This window comes from uncultured Maricaulis sp., from assembly GCF_905480005.1.
In the GTDB taxonomy this organism is placed as follows: Bacteria; Pseudomonadota; Alphaproteobacteria; order Caulobacterales; family Maricaulaceae; genus Maricaulis.
On record NZ_CAJQOO010000008.1, the window covers coordinates 61810 to 79436 of the forward strand.

Sequence of the window (17627 nt, forward strand, 5' to 3'; positions counted from 1 at the left end):
CTATTCGGCCGGTTGGATTTGGGGGTCAGCTTGTGTCAGGCGCGCTTTTGCACCCTCGCCAAGCCTGAGAAGGCAGGGGATCAGGATCAGGGTGAAAACGAGGCTGATACTCATCCCGCCCACAATGGCCGCGGCCAGACCGCGATAGATCGCACTGCCGACACCGGGAACAAGCAAGAGCGGGAGCATTCCCAGCAAGCTCGTCATGGTCGACATGAAGATCGGCCGCAAACGCATGCGCAGCGCGGCCTCGACCGCGTCGCGGCGTCCAAGCCCGTCCCGTTCGCCCTGGCGTGTCTGATCGACCAGGAGAATGGCATTATTGATCACCAGACCAAGCAGGATCACGAAGCCCATCATGGTCAGGAGGTCGAGCGGCTGGGTGACGAAGAGGTTGAGAATCTGCAGCATTGCAATCCCGCCCACCCCGGCCAGCGGGATCGAGACCAGGACGAGCACAGCGTCCCGCAAGGAACGGAACATGCCGGCGAGGATCAGGAAGAGGATCACCATCGCCATGCCCATATTCATCAGCATGGTGTTGATCGCGCGGTCGAGACTGTCGGCACTGCCGCCGTAAACGACAGACCCGTCTGCCGGCAGTTCGGCACGAATGGCCGGTTCGACCTCTTCCTGGACAACGGTCAGGATTTCCTCGAGCGAGACGCCGTCCGGCTGATTGATATTGATGGTCACCGTCCGGCGGCGATTGAGACGCTGAATGCCCCCGACACCCACCTCCTCGCGGATCTGAACCAGATCGCCCAGCGGCACGACCGCTCCGGTCGGCGTCGCGATCGGCAAGCCGGCCAGCTGATCCGGCGTGTCCCAGCCCTCCGAGCGGAGGATGATATTCATCCGGCTCTCACCGTCGAAATACTCGCCAATGAACTGGCCATCCCCGAGCATGGAGATCATGCCGGCCACATTGCGCCGGGCCCAGCCGGCTTCCTGGATCCGACGATCATCGGGCACCAGGGTCAGGCGTGGCTGGGTTGATTGCGGCGGCGGATTGGCATTGATGTTCACGCCGGGGAAGCGCTCCCGCAGCATTTGCAGGCCGACCTGGGTCGCCCGGGCACGGGCCCCCTCATCCGATGACTGGATATTGACCTGGATATTGCCACCCTGGGCGAAGCCGCCAAAGAGATTGCCCTGCTGGGCAAAGCCGATGACATCCGGGATTCCGGTGATGATTTCCTCGCGGACAATGCGTTCCAGTTCGCCCACACGTGACTGGTCCTGCACACGAATACCCGCAGTCGCCCCGCCGCCGCCCGGGAAAGTGCCGAAATAATAGTTCCGCAAGGCTGGTTCGCGCTCGCCCGTCATATAGGGCTCAAGCCGTTCAATGACCGTCGCAGCGACTTCCTCCTCGACCCAGTCGAGATTGGAACCGGGCGGGAACATGAAGAAGGCATCGACCGCATCACGGCGAACCGGCGGGAGATAATCCATGTCCGGACGCTGGAACCAGCTGAACACCATCGGCAGGACGATCAGTGCAGTGACTATGCCGATCCGGCGACGCGGACTATCGCTGACCATAAGCACAAAATCGGCAACCCGATTGAGAACGGGCTGGGCTGTAGCCGTCTTGCGGTCCCTCACCCAATGCTTCACCGCAACCGGCAGGACCGTCACCGCCACAACCATCGAGATGGCGACACCCACCGCAATGGTGACCGCGAGATCCGCGAAGATCTGCCCCTCCGCGCTGCGCGTGAAGATGATGGGCAGGAAAATGGCCACGGTCGTCGTCGTTGACGCAAGCAAGGCACCCCAGACTTGTCTGGCACCCTTGTCGGAGGCGGTATCGGGATCCTCGCCCGCCTCCCTTCGCCGGATTATGTTTTCCAGCACGATGATCGCGGCATCCATGACCATGCCGGTGGCAAAGGCGAGCCCGGCCAGTGAAATCACATTGAGCGAACGACCAAGGAGGAAGAGGACGATCAGGGTTGAAAGCAGGGAGACCGGGATGGCGAGCGAGATGATCAGCGTCGCCCGTGCCCGACGCAGGAAGAGCCAGAGACCGAAGATAGCCAGCACCACGCCCAGGAGCAGATTGGTCCGCAAGAGATCGATCGCGCGCATGATGAAGACGGAGGCATCAAAGGATGGCGCCATGACCAGCTGGCGCTCGGCCAGCAGGGTTTCGTTGATCTCGGCGACTTCCGCCTTCACGGCATCGAGCGCGGAAAGCACATTCGCGCCGGGTTGCCGACGCACTTCAATCCCCATGGCCGGATTGCCGTTCTGGTAGGTGAAATTATTGCGCTCGCCGTAATTGACCTCGACGGTCGCCACATCGCCGAGCCGGACCGGAGTCCCGTCGCGCCAGACAATGACGAGCTCATCGAGTTCTTCCGGTTCGAACTCGCCTTCAAAACGCATCTGGTAAGAGCGCCGGCCGATCTCGGCATTGCCGCCCGAGACGTCGGAATTATTGACGATGGCGCCTGAGATCTGCGGCAGGGTCACACCCAGCGCGGCGGCGCGGTAGGGATCGATTGTGACCTGTAATTCCTCGGGACGCTGGCCCCAGCCAATCTGCACGCTGGCCACGCCGGGAATGGCTTCCAGGCGCGGAATGACGGTGTCCTCGACGAAGGCGGAATAGTCGTGAATCTCGTTCGGATTGCCTGGCAGGGCCTGCATGAAGAACCAGATCAGGCTCTGCTGCGCATCGCCACCGAAGCCGCCGATATTGGGGCCCACCGCATCGCGCGGCAGGGGCGGCAATTGCGACAGGCGGTTCGAGATATCGATCGCCGTCTGCGTCATGTCGGTTTCGAGCGCGAAGGTCAGATTGATGAAGGCGGAGCCTTCACCCACAAAAACACGCATTTCCTCGAGCCCGGGCAGACCGGTGAGCAATTGCTCCTGCGGCTCGATGATCTCGCTTTCCATCTCCAGCGGCGAGGCCGAGCGCCAGAACGTCGCAATATTGACCTGCGGTCGCTCCGTGTCCGGGAAGAGCTGGATCGGCAGTCTGGTGAAGGCGACCACGCCCATGAGCGCGATCAGCGCGATACCGACAAAAACGGCGGCCGGATTATTCAGCGACAAGCGTGTTAGTGGCATGTGAGTCTCCCTCGCATGCCGGTCCTAACCGACCCGACCTGTCCACCATCATGAAACCCGGATTAAACAATGCTAAGGCGGCTCACGCATTGGTGAACCGCCTCAGAAATTCTCAACAATCAGGCGGCTGCCCGCCTCACCTTGTCGACTGAATCAAGCCGCTTCGTGCGCGACAAGATTGTCGGCGACGGAATACTTCGCCTCGGTCTGCTCGGCGACGAGCTCCAGCGTAGCACCCGGTGCGAGCTCGAGCAGTTTGAGACCATCCTCGACAACATCGAAAACACCCAATGTGGTGATGATGCGGTGGACACAGGCCTGGCCGGTCAAAGGCAGCGAGCAGGCCTTCAGCAGCTTGGGTTCACCCTTCTTGTTGGCGTGATCCATGATCACCACGACGCGTTTGACGCCGGCAACAAGATCCATCGCCCCGCCCATGCCCTTGACCAACTTGCCCGGAATCATCCAGTTGGCGATATCGCCACTCTCGGAGATCTCCATGGCGCCCAGGATGGACAGGTCGATATGGCCGCCGCGGATCATGGCGAAGCTGTCGGCCGAGGAGAAATAGCTCGTCCGGCGCAGCTCGGTGATCGTCTGCTTGCCGGCATTGATCAGGTCTGCGTCAACATCATCGTCATAGGGAAAGGGCCCCATACCCAGCATGCCGTTTTCCGACTGCAGGGTGACGTCGATATCATCGGCAATATGATTGGCGACCAGAGTCGGAATGCCGATGCCCAGATTGACGTAGAAGCCGTCCTCGAGTTCCCGGGCAGCGCGGGCTGCCATTTCATCACGTGTCCAGGCCATTATGCGACCTCCCTTTCACGAATGGTGCGCTGTTCAATGCGCTTCTCGAAACTGCCGACAAACAGGCGCTGGACGAAAATGCCCGGTGTGTGGATCTCGTCCGGATTGAGCGCCCCGAGTTCGACGATTTCCTCGACTTCGGCCACGGTGACCTTGCCGGCAGTCGCCATCATCGGATTGAAATTGCGCGCAGTCTTGCGGAAGACGAGATTGCCCTGCGGGTCGGCCTTCCAAGCCTTGACGATGGAGACATCCGCCTTCAGGCCGGTCTCCATGATATAGGTTTCGCCGTCAAATTCGCGATGTTCCTTGCCCTCGGCGATCAGGGTGCCGACCCCGGTCTTGGTGAAGAAGCCCGGAATGCCGGCGCCACCCGCGCGAATGCGCTCGGCCAGCGTGCCTTGCGGATTGAATTCCAGCTCAAGCTCGCCGGACAGGAATTGGCGCTCGAACTCCTTGTTCTCTCCGACATAGGAGGAGACCATTTTCTTGATCTGCTTGGCATCAAGCAGAACGCCAAGGCCGAATCCGTCGACGCCGCAATTGTTGGAAATCACGGTCAGGTCCTTGACGCCGGCCTTGTGCAAGGCGGCGATGGAATTTTCCGGGATGCCGCACAGGCCGAACCCGCCAGCCATCAGCGTCATCCCGTCGAAGACCAGGCCATCCAGTGCGGCCTGGGCGTCGGCAAATACCTTTTTCATGCGAACCCCGTCTCGAAGTTGATATTCGGTTCATGTTTATATCGCGCGCGCAGCAAATAGCTAGCCCGCGTCTGAAGTCCCCTCACCGTCATCGCGCGCGGCACGCACTCGATTGTCGATCTCGATGGCAAGTGCGCCACCGAAGAAGACGGCATAGGCAGACCAATAAATCCACAGAAGGAAGACGACAAGTGCACCAAGCGAGCCATAGACGCTAAAATCTATCACTTCACCGACATAGGTTGAAAATACCTTCGACAAACCCAACCAGAGCGCTGTGGCGACCAGGGCGGCCACGGTCGACGCGCGCCAGCTGACGGCCCGGGTCCGCTTGCGCATGGTCACCCGGTATAGCAGCTCAAGCGCCACGAACATGAAGGCCGCGGCCACGCTCCATTCATTGATCAGCGAATCGAGATCGAGCGCATCCAGACCGAGCGCGTGAAACAGGCGCGCCAGCAAGACCGGAATCAGGAGGACGGCGAGATTGGCCGCTGTCAGCAGCGCGCCACCGACCAGAACACTCATCATGGCCAGGATGTTGAACTGCAGGATATTGCGGATATCCCGGTCCTCGGCGAGATGATTGAGCCCGGCGATCATTGCCTTGGCCCCGCGCGAGGCAGCGAACAGGGCAATCACCAGGGCGATGAAACCATTAAGCGACAGGGCGGCAATCGGCGCGTCGGCGAGACGGCCCATCTGCCCAAGCACAAAATCCTGGGCGCCGGCCGGCATGATCTCGGCGAAACGGGCAATCTGCTGTTCGGCATCGGAGGCGGAAAAGATCAGTCCGTAGACCGACATGGCCAGCGCGATTGCCGGAAACAGGGCCAGCATGCCGAAAAAGGAGGCCCCTCCCGCAAACAACATCACATCCCGCGCCATCGAGCGTGAGATGGCGGCGATGATGACACCGATGATCCGCAAGAGCGGATGGCGGTGCGGCGGGTCCGGCTTGAGTGCGTCGTCCATGTCCTGTCGAATGCAATTCACGCGCCGCTGAGTCTATCAGATCGGGAGCGGTCGCGGCGAAGGAATTCAGGAAAGAGCCATGTCCTTTTCGAAAGCGGTCGACCTTCTTCGCCTGGCCCGGCTCGCCAGTAATTATGGCGGCGTCTCGCTGGCCGAGATCGAGCGCGAGTTCGAATGTGTCCGTCGAACCGCGCAGCGTATGACCCAGGCGCTCGAGCAGGTCTTCCCGGACACCGAGGATTACGTCGATGGTGATGGCATCAAGCGATGGCGGGTTCCGCGTCGGCGTGTCGGGGAATTCTTCGCGCCGCAAGCCGATGAAGTGGCGGCGCTGGAACTCGCGGTCTCGACGCTTGAGCGCGAGGGCCTGAAACGCGAAGTCAGCCAGTTGCGCAGCTTGCGTCAGACCATTGATCTGCTTATGCCGGACAAGCGGCGGGCCGGGCTGGAAGCCGATGAGGAAGCCCTCCTTGAAGCGATGGGTCATGCAGCGCGACCCGGACCGCAACCCGCGTCGGATCCCACCGTCGATGCCGCAATAGCGCAAGCGCTCAAAGGTCCCTTCGTCCTGAAAATCCGGTATCGCGGTCGCCGGGACGAGGCTTCCCGCGAGCGCTGGATTGAGCCCTATGGGCTGCTGCTGGGCGCGCGCCGCTATCTGGTCGGACGTGACCGCGATCGCGAAGACGGGCATATGCGCCATTTCCGCGTGGAGGATATCGAGGCGGCGGAAACCACCGAGGACTGGTTCGCACGCGCTCCGGGCTTCGATTTCGACGACTATGCCAATCGCGCATTCGGTGTGTTTCAGAATGACCGGGAGTTCGGCGAGGTCGTCTGGCGCTTTACGGCAGACGCCGCCCCCCACGCCGCGCGCTACCGCTTCCATCCCGGTCAGACCAGCGAAACCGGTCGCGATGGCAGCCTGACCATTCGCTTCGAGGCTTGCGGCTGGCTGGAAATGTGCTGGCATCTCTATGCCTGGGGTGACCAGGTTGAGGTCCTGGCTCCCGCCGAACTGGCCGAGATGGTCCGCGATCACCGCCGCAGCGATTTTCCGGGCCTGCCCTGATCTCTCAGCGAATGGCGATGCGGACGCTTTCAGGCTTCTGCCAGGACGGCATGGAATGGCCGTCCGCCGTGCTCATGGCCAGCTGATATCCCTTGTTGAGATAACGACAGACCGAGCGCAGATCCTCGACATGGAGGCAGTCGATCTCGTCGCCGGGACGTTGCATCCGGTAAAAGCCGTCCCGAAAACGGTGAGGCACCACATTGCGCAGGCCGCTGACACCGTCGACATAAGCATTGATTGCAATCGCCATTCTGATCTCTCCATCGCGTATCGCTTCGTTGAGGATCACAATGACGGGCTGGCAGGACAAAACCTGTCACCCCCAGGCAGGCGAACCTGAGACGCAAAAAGAAACGCCGGTCATTGGGGGTGACCGGCGTTTCGGGGGCTATCTTTACGATATTGAGTCCAGCGTACGAGCGAGGGACTGAGAAGGTTGTCCGCTGACCTCGAGATTGAAGATGCGGTATACGCCCTGAACCCGACATGAACGCTTTCCTGAACGGCCTCCGCTCGTCTATTCTGTACCGAATTCACCCAGTAATCCTCTATTCCGAACCGGTCCGCACTTGTCTCAAACTGCCCCGTCCCCGATCGATCAATCTGCGCTTGATCGCATTTGCGACGCGCACCGTCGCCTGCTTGAAGGCAAGGATGGCGGGCATCTGGCCAACCTGGCCGGTGCCGATCTGTCAGGCCTGAGCCTGACCGAACGCGATTTGCGTGACGCCAATCTCAGTGAGGCCCGCCTCGATGCGTGTGATCTGACCGATGCCGACCTGCGGGGGGCGCGTTTGTCCGGCGCATCGCTGACCGGCGCGACCCTGGTCCGATGCCAGCTTGATGGCGCGGACCTTCGCGGCTGCGACCTCACGGATGCGGACATGAGCGCCGCCCGATGCGCGGGCGCGGACTTCCGGGAATACGCCCTGCCCGCACCATCGGGGAGCCGCGGCAGCGCCGCGTCGAAAATCACTCGCCTGGACAAGGCCAGCCTTGCCGGATCTGTCCTCGACCGAGCGCGGCTCGCTGGCGTCAGCGCCCGCGGTGCCCGGTTTGACGAGACCAGCCTGTCCGCCGCCCGATTCAACCGGGCCGATCTCGAGGGCGCGGTTTTCGTCAACGCGATCTTCAGCGGCACCGGATTTGGCAGTGCGAATCTGACCGATGCCGACTTCCGCAATTGCGACGAACAGGCCGCGGACATCACGATGGCCACGACAAAGGGACTGCTGACCGGGATCCTGCCGGACGAGACCGACCTGCCAGCCCTGGGGCCCGACACGGATCCACGCACGCCGCAGCAGCGCCTGGACGATCATGCGAAACGGGTCAGGACCGGTGGCAAGGAGGGCAAGCCGGCACGGCTGGACGGGCTCGACCTTCGCGGCGTTGAACCACTCACAGGCGCTGCACTGACCGCGCTTCAGGCCGTGCGCGCCAATTTTGCCGGGCTCAACATGCGCGAAGCCGAATTGCAGGGCGCCCGCCTGACCGGCGCCGATCTGCGTCGATGCGATCTGAGGGGTGCAGATTTGCGCGGAGCCGACCTGACGGGCGCCAATCTCGCCCATGCCGACCTGCGAGGCGCCATTCTCGGGCCGCTCAGCCTGGGTGCGGATCGCCAGATCCCGGTCAATCTCGCCGGCGCACGATTGCGCTATGCTGATCTCCGCGATTGCGACCTCTCGACGGCAAGAACGGACGGGCTCGACACAGAGCATGCCCGACGCTGAAACGACGCGTCAGGTCTCGCTCAGCCAGTCGCTCAGAACTGCATCCTGATCGGCTCCCGGCACCGCGGCGGGGCCCTGAATCGCACCCGGAGTGACCGAGAATCTGGGAGCAGGCGCAGGTTGTCGAACGCCATCCAGTTCGGCATGCACCGCACGCTCGACCATGTGGGGATGCCGCGCCGCTTCTTCATAGTCCAGCACCGGTGCGAAACAGGCATCCGACCCTTCCAGCAGCGCGCACCAATGGTCGCGAGACTGGCTCTTGAACATGTCCGCCATGGCAGCCTTGGCGTTCGGCCACCCCTTGCCGCTCCAGTCGGCTGGCCAGGTCTGGCCGTCAAAACCGGTCTTCTCGCACAGAAGCGCGTAGAACTCCGGTTCGAGCGGCCCCACGGAAATGAAGCCGCCATCGGCGCACTCATAGACGCTGTAAAAATGTGCCGCGCCGTCGAGCAGATTCCTACCCCGCTCGGGCGACCAAAGGCCGAACGCGGCAAGCTGAAACTGCGATGCCATCAGGGAGGTCGCGCCGTCGACAATGGCCGCGTCCACAACCTGGCCTTCACCGCTGGCCCGGGCATGATGAAGCGCCGCCAGGACACCGAAGCCGAGATACATGGCCCCACCCCCGAAATCACCCACGAGATTGAGGGGGATGGCCGGTTTTTCGCGATCACCGATTGCGCTCAAAGCCCCGGTCAAGGCTATATAATTGAGGTCATGGCCGGCGGCGTGGGCGAGCGGGCCATACTGCCCCCAACCGGTCATGCGGCCATAAACGAGCGCCGGGTTGCGCGTCAGCGCGATATCCGGCCCCAGGCCCAGACGCTCCATGACACCCGGGCGATAGCCCTCCAGCAAGATGTTTGCGCTCGCGATCAGGCGGCGCGCCGTTTCCAGGTCCGCCTCATCCTTCAGATTGAGAGCGATGGACCGCCGGCCCCGCGCGAGGACATCGGCCGCGCCGCCACCATGCGCACCGGGGCGGTCGATACGGACGACATCTGCGCCCATATCAGACAGCATCATGCCGCAGAATGGCGCGGGTCCCAGGCCAACAAACTCGAGCACTTTAACGCCTTTTAGAGGACCTTGGGCTTTCATGGGGGATCACCTCGCGAATCAATCTTCGTGAAAGCGTGGCACTTGTGGCAATCTCACGGAATACCGGAGGACCGGCGACGATGACTGGGGGACGAATGGGACGCGAACTCGACGTGCTGGTATTTGGCTTGTCCGAACGCGTGGACTCCCTGAGCGAACAGCTCGGAAACCTGTCATTGAAGTCCCGTCTCGTCCGCGCGGACAGCCCGCCAGCCCGTCGCCATCACGACTGGGCGGTTGGCATCATCCTCGCCGAATGTGACCGCGATGTCGAAGATGGCATAAAGGCTTTTCACCGCTTCGCGCCCGGCGAACGGCCCCTGCTCGTCGTGGGTCCCGACAATGTTGGCTCGCCCAGCCAGGTCGACGCATGGATCCGCGAGCCCGCGCCGGCGGTCCAGATCGCGGCCCGGATACGCGCCCTGTTCCGCCTCCACACAATGGAAATCATTGCCCGTCGCCGAACCGAGGTCAGCGCGCTCTACGGCCAGAAACCCGGTCTGGTGGAACGTCAGGACCAGCCGGCCTGCGTGCTCTATGTCGGCGACGCTTCGCCTCGCTTCATGGCCCTGCAACACACGCTGGCGTCGGTCGGTGCCGATATTGTTGCGGCCTTTTCGTCCTATTCCGCCTTCGACTACCTGCACGAGCGCCCCTTTGACGCCGTCGTACTGAACGCAGCCGACAAGCGCGATATCGCCTTCACGATTTCCTCGGCCATGCGCCGCAATGCCCGGCTCTATCACACGCCGGTATTGCTCCTGACCGATGATGTCGACTCGACGGCGGCCGAGGAGGCCTTCGCACGCGGGGTCTCCGATCTGCTGCCGCCCGGTACCGATGATGACGAACTGCGCGAACGTGTCCTGACGCTGACAGACGAACGTCGCCGTCGCCGTGAAGCGAAGGCAATCCTGGAATCCTGCCGCGATACGCGGTCGCTGGACATCGAAACCGGGCTCTTTCATGCGGCCTATCTCACAGCCCATGTCGAGGACCTGCTCCAGGCGAGCGCGCGCGACGAGCTGAGTTTCTCGATGATTGCCCTACAGGTCATGCTGCCCGAGGGCAGTGAGCGCCCTGACGACGTCTCGGCCGAGAAGGCCCGTCGGCAATTTGCCGCCATGCTGCGCCATCTCCTGCGTACCGAAGATGCAGCCGCCCGTTTCGATGCGGACGTCTTTCTCGGAGTCCTCCCGTTCACCAATGCGGTCGGGATCGATTGCGTGGCCGCCCGCGTGGCGGCCATAGCAGAATGCACCGCCTTCGAGAGCGACGACCCGCTTCGCCCCTTCCGTCTGAGCGTACGGGCTGCGCCGGTTCAGACACGACCGGGAGAAACGGCCGATGCGCTCATCGAGCGCGCACGCCGCTGCCTGATACGGCCCACACCGGTGATTGCCAGCGCCTGACCGGCACCTCTTTCGGCTTACATTCCGCAAAATTCCATTCGCCTACAAGGCTAAGATGCTTGGCTAAGCCGTTGTCTGGTTTACTGATTTTGCCTTCATGGACAGGTCGGCCAGGGGCGCCATGGCGCGTTCGATGGCGCGCAAGCGATCTTCCGGTTCATCCCATTCCGCACGCAGAACCAGCTTGTGATCCGGACGCACCTTGAACAGGGCCGGATTGGCGGAGATGTGCGCTATCAAGCCAGGTGGGTCCGCGAACCTGTCATTGCGGAAGTGGATGACGGCCCCTTTGGGACCTGCATCCACTTTTTCGACACCGGCGCGTTTGCACAGCGCCTTGACCGCGACCACACGAAGCAGTGTCTCCACTTCGCTCGGGAGCGGACCGAAACGGTCGATCAGTTCGGCAGCATACGCTTCGCGCTCTGTCTTGCTGTCCAGCGATGAAAGGCGACGATAGAGCTGCAGGCGGACATCCAGATCCGGGACGTAATGGTCGGGGATCAGCACCGCACCGCCGGCATTGATCTGCGGCGACCATTCGCCTTCGTCTTCCTCGCTGCCCCCGGAGCGCAGGGACGCGACCGCTTCTTCCAGCATGGACTGGTAAAGCTCGACGCCGACATCCTTGATATGGCCGGATTGTTCTTCGCCAAGCAGATTACCGCCGCCACGCAGGTCCAGGTCATGGGAGGCCAGGGTGAAACCGGCTCCCAGGGAATCCAGCGACTGCATGACCTTCAGGCGCTTTTCCGCACTGTCCGTGATCGTCTGCCGAATGGGCGTGGTGAGATAGGCATATGCGCGTGTCTTCGAACGACCGACCCGGCCACGCAACTGATACAGCTGGGACAGGCCGAAACGATCGGCGCGGTGCACGATGAGCGTGTTCGCGGTGGGGATGTCGATCCCGGACTCAACGATGGTGGTCGACAGGAGCACATCATATCGACCTTCATAGAAGGCCGTCATGATGTCTTCGAGTTGTGACGCCGCCATCTGGCCATGCGCCGAAACGAAGGTCACTTCCGGCACGCTCTCCCGCAGGAAGGAGACGGTTTCTTCCAGGTCCGAGATCCGGGGCACGACGAAGAAAGCCTGCCCGCCGCGATATTTCTCTCGCAGCAAAGCCTCCCGGACACTGACAGGGTCGAAGGGGGCGACATAGGTGCGGACGGCCAGGCGGTCGACTGGCGGCGTCGCGATGATGGAGAGGTCCCGGATACCCGTCAGCGCCAGCTGGAGCGTCCGCGGGATCGGTGTCGCCGTGAGGGTCAGCACATGCACGTCCGACCGCAGCTCCTTCAGACGCTCTTTGTGCTTCACCCCGAAATGCTGCTCCTCATCGACCACAAGCAGGCCGAGATCCGAGAATTTGACGGTCTTGGCCAAAAGCGCGTGGGTGCCCACCACGATTTCGACCTTGCCGTCAGCAAGCTCGTCCCGGGTCGCCTTGGCTTCCTTCGCAGAAACGAGACGGGACAAAAGCCGGACCTTGACCGGCCAGCCTCTGAAACGGTCCGTGAACGTCTTGTAGTGCTGACGCGCCAGCAAAGTCGTCGGCGCGACAATCGCCACCTGCTGGCCACTCATCGCGACCACAAAGGCCGAACGCAGCGCGACTTCAGTCTTGCCGAAACCGACATCACCGCAGATCAGGCGGTCCATCGGCCGGCCCTTGGCGAGGTCGGAGAAGACATCATCGATCGCGTTCAGCTGGTCATCGGTTTCCGGATAGGGAAAGGCGGAGCAGAATTCGTCATAAATCCCGCTCGACGCTTCAATCGGGTCCGCCTTGCGCGCCAGGCGCTCGGCCGCAATCTTGATCAACTGGTCCGCCATATCGCGCAAGCGCTTCTTGGCCTTGGCCTTGCGCGCCTGCCAGGCCACGCCGCCCAGCTTGTCGAGCTGCGCGGTCTCGGACTCAGCGCCATAGCGTGACAGCAGCTCGATATTCTCGACCGGCAAGTAGAGCTTGGCCTGACCGGCATATTCCAGCTCGATACAGTCGTGCGGCGCATCCTGGACGGGCAACGTTTTCAGCCCGATGAATCGACCCAGGCCATGATCGGCATGAATGACCAGATCGCCTGGCGAAAGCGAACCGGCCTCGACGATGATGTCGGCGGATCGACGCTTCTTGCGGGGACGGGCGAGCCGGTCGCCCAATATGTCCTGCTCGGACAGCACCGCCAGAGTCTCGGTTTCGAACCCGCGCTCGAGCGGCAGAATTGCGCGGCAAATGCCGCCCTTCCCGTCTGCCGGTACCGACGTCCAGCTGTCCATCAGGGGAATGCCGTTCAAACCGTGCTCACCGAGAACACTCGCCAGACGATCCGAGGCGCCGCCGGTCCAGGAGGCCAGCATGACTGTCTTGCCTGAACGGGTCAGCGCCTTGATATGGCTGGCAACCGCATCGAAGACATTGGTGTTCTCGGCCATGCGTTCCGCCGCAAAGCCGCGCCCCTGCTTGCCCCCGATATCAATCGTTTGCGGGCCTGGTTCGCGGAAGGCGGTAAAGCGGCGAACCGGGCGATCAGCCAGCGCGCCTGTCCAGTTCGCCTCGGTGAAGTAAAGCGCATCGGCTGGCAGGGCGCGATAGGTTGGCGCCGACAGCGCGGATTCGTGACGCGCCTCGCCCGCCACGATCCGGGCCTCATAATAGTCTGCAACCTGACTCAGCCGCTCGTCCAGCGCTTCATCGGCGAGATGATCGATCGCGACCAGCGCTCCGGCGGGCAAATAGTCGAAGGGCGTGTCCAGCTGCTCGTAGAAAAGCGGCATCCAGTGTTCGACACCGGCCGGACGGGCACCGGCGCTGACAGCTTCATAGACCGGGTCTCCGCCCTGTACGGCCCCGAAGGTTTTCACGAAACCAGAACGGAAGCGCGAGATACTCGCCTCGTCGAGCAGGACTTCACTCACCGGCGTGAACTCGATCGCCTTGAGCTGACGCAGGGAACGCTGGGTCTCCGGGTCAAAGGCCCGGATGGATTCAAGCGTGTCACCAAAGAAGTCGAGGCGAACCGGCTCCTCAGCGCCAGGCGGATAGACATCAACCACACCGCCACGAACGGCGAAATCGCCTGGCTCCATCACGGTGGCCGTACGGGCATAACCATTGACCGTGAAATGTTGGATGAGGTCATCCAGATCGACGCTTCGGCCGGACTTGACGGCAATGCCGGCGCTTTCGAGAACCGCGCGCGGCGGGCAGCGCTGCGCCATCGCGTTTATGGTGGTGACGACCAGTGTCGCGGTGCCAAGATCTCCCGAAGACAGTCTTGCCAGCGTCGCTGCCCGGCGCGCAGCCACACGCGGGCTGGGCGAAATTCTGTCATAGGGCTGGCAATCCCAAGCCGGCAGACGCAGGAGTTCGATATCGGGCGCGAAGAATTGCAGCGCCGAAACGAAGGCCGCCGCGCGCGAATCATCGCGGGCAATGAAGACATTCACACCGCCGCGCAGGCGGGCCGTGTCGGCAAAGACGAGCGCATCAAGCCCTTCCGGCGCCCCACAGACAGTCGCCTGACCGTGCACTGCCGCAATCATTTCGGTCTCAGACACGCCGGTCGTCGTCGCTGCCACAGGGACTGTCCTTGCGCTTATTGCTTGGGGCCGTCGCCGAACGCGGCATCCGCATCCACGCGGAAGCCCTTCAGGGCGGTCATGACGGAGGTGTCGAACTGGGGCGGTGTCGGCTGCTTGCCAATGATCCAGGCATAGATATCCGCGTCCGGCTCATCCAGCAGACGCTCAAAATCATTCAGCGCCTGCGGACCGAGCTCGGCCAGATGAGAGTCGGCAAACCGGCCCAGGATCAGATCGGCTTCCTTGAAGCCGCGGCGCCAGGCACGAATGCGCAGTTTCTTGCGCTGTGTTTCAATGTCATCACTCATAACCCGGGCATATAGTCCTCCCTATCGCCGCCGTCGACCGGTGGCAGCCGCACAACTTGCCGATAAGGTGCAGATCATGCGCCCAGAGATTCTCTTTCCGCTCTTCCAGGACGTCACCAAACTGCCCGGAATCGGTCCGAGGCTCGCGACCCTGGTCGAGAAAGTTTGCGGCAGTCGGATCCGTGATGTCCTTTTCACACCGCCAACGGGGCTGGTCGACCGGACCCGGCGGGTCCCGATCATGGACGCGCCGACCGGTGAAATCGTCACGCTGACCGTGATCGTGGAAACCCATATCCCGGCCCAGCGCCAGGGCCAGCCCTACAAGGTGCGATGCCGCGATGAGACCGGTTTCCTCCACCTGATTTTCTTTCACGCGCGACGTGACTACCTGTCCAAGCTCCTGCCCGAGGGCGAGACGCGGGTGATTTCCGGCAAGGCAGAGCGTTTCGGGTCGGAAATCCAGATCGTGCACCCGGATCTGGTGGTCACGGAAGAGGCCGCGGGAGAGATGGCGCTCATCGAGCCGGTCTATCCGCTCACCGCGGGGCTGACCGCCAAGGTCATGCGGCGTGCCATCGATGGCGCGCTCACACTCCTGCCCACGCTTCCCGAGTGGATCCCGACGGATGTCTACGACCAGCACGCCTGGCCAGCCTTCAAACCGGCCCTGAAAGCCCTGCACGCGCCGGAATCGGCACGCTCACTCGAGGCGGACGCCCCGGAACGTGAACGCCTCGCCTTTGATGAGATCTTTGCCCGCCAGCTGGCCCTGCAAATTGTCCGGGCAAGCCGACGTGCCCAATCCGGTCGCGCGTTGGCGGGGTCATCGGAGGCCGTCGACAAACTCCTTGCCACGGCGCCGTTCAAACCGACCGGCGCCCAGATGCGGGCCTTCGAGGACATCCGTCGCGACATGGTCTCCGACGCCCGCATGACGCGCCTCCTCCATGGTGATGTCGGAGCGGGCAAGACATTCGTTGCCGCCCTCGCCGCAGCCCAGGCCGCGGGCGCCGGAGTGCAGACCGCGATCATGGCACCCACTGAAATCCTCGCGCGCCAGCATGCCAGAACCCTGACCGAGATGCTGGAGCCGGCAGGGCTCTCCGTCATCGCGCTGACCGGGCGCGACAAGGGAAAAACACGTGCCGCCCTGCTCGAGCGCATGTCGCAGGGCCATGTGGATATTGTCTGCGGCACGCATGCCCTCTTCCAGGACGGGATCGAGTTCGCGGATCTCGGCCTTGTCGTGATCGACGAGCAGCACCGCTTCGGCGTCTCTGATCGCCTGCGACTGACATCCAAGGGGCAACGCCCCGACACGCTTGTCATGACTGCGACGCCAATCCCGCGCACGCTTTCGCTCGCGGTATATGGCGACCTGGATGTCTCCCGGCTGGATGAAAAGCCGGCCGGCCGCATCCCGCCAGAAACGCGCCTGGCATCAATGGACCGGCTGGATGAAGTCGTCGAAGGCGTACGCCGGGCAATCGGTCGCGGAGATCGGGTTTACTGGGTCTGCCCGCTGGTTGAGGAAAGCGAGATGTCGGAGCTGTCTGCGGCCGAGGATCGCTGGCGGCATTTGCGCGCCGCCCTCGGCGATGACCGGGTCGGCCTGCTGCATGGCCGCATGAAGCCCGCCGAGAAAGAAGCCGTCGCAACCGCCTTCAGGGCTGGCAAAATGGATATCCTGGTCGCCACCACGGTCATTGAAGTGGGCGTCGATGCGCCGGATGCCACAGTCATGATCATCGAGCATGCCGAGCGTTTCGGGCTCGCCCAGCTGCATCAGTTGCGCGGTCGGGTCGGGCGGGGTGAAAAGCCCTCATCCTGCCTTCTGCTCTACAAGGGGCCCCTCGGCGATACAGCCCGGGCCCGTCTTGAGATGATGCGCGAGACGGATGACGGTTTCCGGATCGCAGAAGAGGACTGGCGCTTGCGCGGGGCCGGCGACCCGCTTGGTTTGCGTCAAAGCGGGCTACCGGAGTTCAGGCTTGCCGATATCGAGCAACATGCGGCCCTGATCGAGATTGCCAATGATCATGCCCGCCTGATCGTTCACCAGGATCCCGAACTCAAGGGTGAAAGGGGCGATGCGCTGCGCACCCTCCTTTACCTGTTCGATCATGACCAGGGCGTTCGCTTCCTTCGCTCGGGCTAGTGCGGTTTGGTGATTTCGTCCGGCAACTTCGCCCGGACCTCATCGGGCAGCTTGTCAGGCGTGACCATTCCAAAGGAAATGATCAGCTTGGCCGCTTCCTCCACCGTCATGTCGACATGGATCGTATTGGCTCGCGGCGTATAGAGCAGGAAGCCCGATGTCGGATTGGGTGTGGTCGGGACGAAAAGTGCCACCACGTCATCGGAAATCTTGTGCTTGAGATCGCCCTGCCCTTCGGCCGACACGAAAGCCACGACATAAAGACCTTTCATCGGGTATTCGATCAGCACCACTTCCTTGAAGGAATTGGCCTTTCCGGAGAACACCGTTTCCATGATCTGTTTCAGCGCGCCATAGACATTCCGGACCAGCGGAACACCATTGAGAATGCGGTCGCCAATCCCGATCAGGGTTCGGCCGAAGATATTCGCCGCCAGTGCGCCAAGGGCCGTCAGCAGGATGACCGCGATCAGAACCCCAAGTCCGGGAATGGTGAAATCCGCCGGCAGATAGGTTTCCGGATTATAGCGGGCCGGGATCAGGGGCTTGACCACATTGTCGACGAAGCCGACGAATGACACGATGAGATAGAAGGTCACGCCCAGTGGCGTGGCGATCACAATACCGGTGAGGAAACTGTTGCGAAGCCAGCGAAACATGG

Annotated in this window: 13 protein-coding genes; 4 read left to right on the forward strand and 9 right to left on the reverse strand. The window is 62.5% G+C overall.

The genetic code is table 11. The annotated features are described in order from the left end of the window. The 4 genes from QZ266_RS01070 to QZ266_RS01085 all read right to left on the reverse strand — a co-directional run bounded on the left by QZ266_RS01070 (position 1) and on the right by QZ266_RS01085 (position 5579). Positions 1 to 3087 (reverse strand): efflux RND transporter permease subunit, encoded by a 3087-nt coding sequence (locus QZ266_RS01070; protein ID WP_295690844.1) that lies wholly within the window; start codon positions 3085 to 3087, stop codon positions 1 to 3. A gap of 153 nt (positions 3088 to 3240) precedes the next feature. Further along, positions 3241 to 3900 (reverse strand): CoA transferase subunit B, encoded by a 660-nt coding sequence (locus tag QZ266_RS01075; RefSeq protein ID WP_295690847.1) that lies wholly within the window; start codon positions 3898 to 3900, stop codon positions 3241 to 3243. Then, positions 3900 to 4604, reverse strand: a complete 705-nt coding sequence (locus QZ266_RS01080) for a CoA transferase subunit A (protein ID WP_295690850.1) — start codon at positions 4602 to 4604, stop codon at positions 3900 to 3902. The genes QZ266_RS01075 and QZ266_RS01080 overlap by 1 nt, the downstream gene beginning before the upstream one ends. Before the next feature lie 60 nt (positions 4605 to 4664). Continuing rightward, positions 4665 to 5579: a YihY/virulence factor BrkB family protein gene (locus QZ266_RS01085; RefSeq protein ID WP_295690852.1), complete on the reverse strand. Its 915-nt coding sequence runs from the start codon at positions 5577 to 5579 to the stop codon at positions 4665 to 4667. A 79-nt stretch (positions 5580 to 5658) separates the two neighbouring features. Here QZ266_RS01085 and QZ266_RS01090 point away from each other — a divergent pair, with 79 nt between their 5' ends. After that, positions 5659 to 6651 carry a WYL domain-containing protein gene (locus tag QZ266_RS01090; RefSeq protein ID WP_295690854.1) on the forward strand — a complete coding sequence of 331 codons (993 nt, stop codon included), beginning with the start codon at positions 5659 to 5661 and terminating at the stop codon, positions 6649 to 6651. A 4-nt stretch (positions 6652 to 6655) separates the two neighbouring features. Here QZ266_RS01090 and QZ266_RS01095 read toward each other — a convergent pair whose 3' ends face one another. Further along, a complete protein-coding gene (locus tag QZ266_RS01095; RefSeq protein WP_295690856.1) occupies positions 6656 to 6904 on the reverse strand; it encodes a hypothetical protein in 249 nt (82 codons plus the stop codon). Between the two features lie 319 nt (positions 6905 to 7223). On the opposite strand from QZ266_RS01095, the gene QZ266_RS01100 reads away from it, so the two are divergent. Continuing rightward, a complete protein-coding gene (locus QZ266_RS01100; RefSeq protein ID WP_295690857.1) occupies positions 7224 to 8390 on the forward strand; it encodes a pentapeptide repeat-containing protein in 1167 nt (388 codons plus the stop codon). 9 nt (positions 8391 to 8399) lie between these two features. On the opposite strand, the gene QZ266_RS01105 is transcribed toward QZ266_RS01100, so the two are convergent. After that, on the reverse strand, positions 8400 to 9494 hold the full coding sequence (locus tag QZ266_RS01105) for a CaiB/BaiF CoA-transferase family protein (protein ID WP_295690863.1): 1095 nt from the start codon (positions 9492 to 9494) through the stop codon (positions 8400 to 8402). A 95-nt stretch (positions 9495 to 9589) separates the two neighbouring features. Between QZ266_RS01105 and QZ266_RS01110 the strand changes: the two genes are divergently transcribed. Continuing rightward, entirely contained in the window at positions 9590 to 10906 is a 1317-nt protein-coding gene (locus QZ266_RS01110; RefSeq protein WP_295690865.1) for a hypothetical protein, read from the forward strand. A 63-nt stretch (positions 10907 to 10969) separates the two neighbouring features. On the opposite strand, the gene mfd is transcribed toward QZ266_RS01110, so the two are convergent. Together mfd and QZ266_RS01120 are read right to left on the reverse strand one after the other, a co-directional pair. Further along, positions 10970 to 14458 carry a transcription-repair coupling factor gene (mfd, locus tag QZ266_RS01115; protein WP_367178193.1) on the reverse strand — a complete coding sequence of 1163 codons (3489 nt, stop codon included), beginning with the start codon at positions 14456 to 14458 and terminating at the stop codon, positions 10970 to 10972. Positions 14459 to 14511: 53 nt separating this feature from the next. Further along, on the reverse strand, positions 14512 to 14805 hold the full coding sequence (locus tag QZ266_RS01120; RefSeq protein ID WP_295690869.1) for a succinate dehydrogenase assembly factor 2: 294 nt from the start codon (positions 14803 to 14805) through the stop codon (positions 14512 to 14514). A 76-nt stretch (positions 14806 to 14881) separates the two neighbouring features. Here QZ266_RS01120 and recG point away from each other — a divergent pair, with 76 nt between their 5' ends. Beyond that, positions 14882 to 16966: an ATP-dependent DNA helicase RecG gene (gene recG, locus QZ266_RS01125; protein WP_295690870.1), complete on the forward strand. Its 2085-nt coding sequence runs from the start codon at positions 14882 to 14884 to the stop codon at positions 16964 to 16966. Here recG and QZ266_RS01130 read toward each other — a convergent pair. Next, the gene (locus QZ266_RS01130) at positions 16963 to 17625 is read right to left on the reverse strand and encodes a DUF502 domain-containing protein (protein ID WP_295690872.1); all 663 of its coding nucleotides are present in this window, start codon (positions 17623 to 17625) and stop codon (positions 16963 to 16965) included. The two genes, recG and QZ266_RS01130, sit on opposite strands and share 4 nt — an antisense overlap. Positions 17626 to 17627 lie beyond the last annotated feature (2 nt).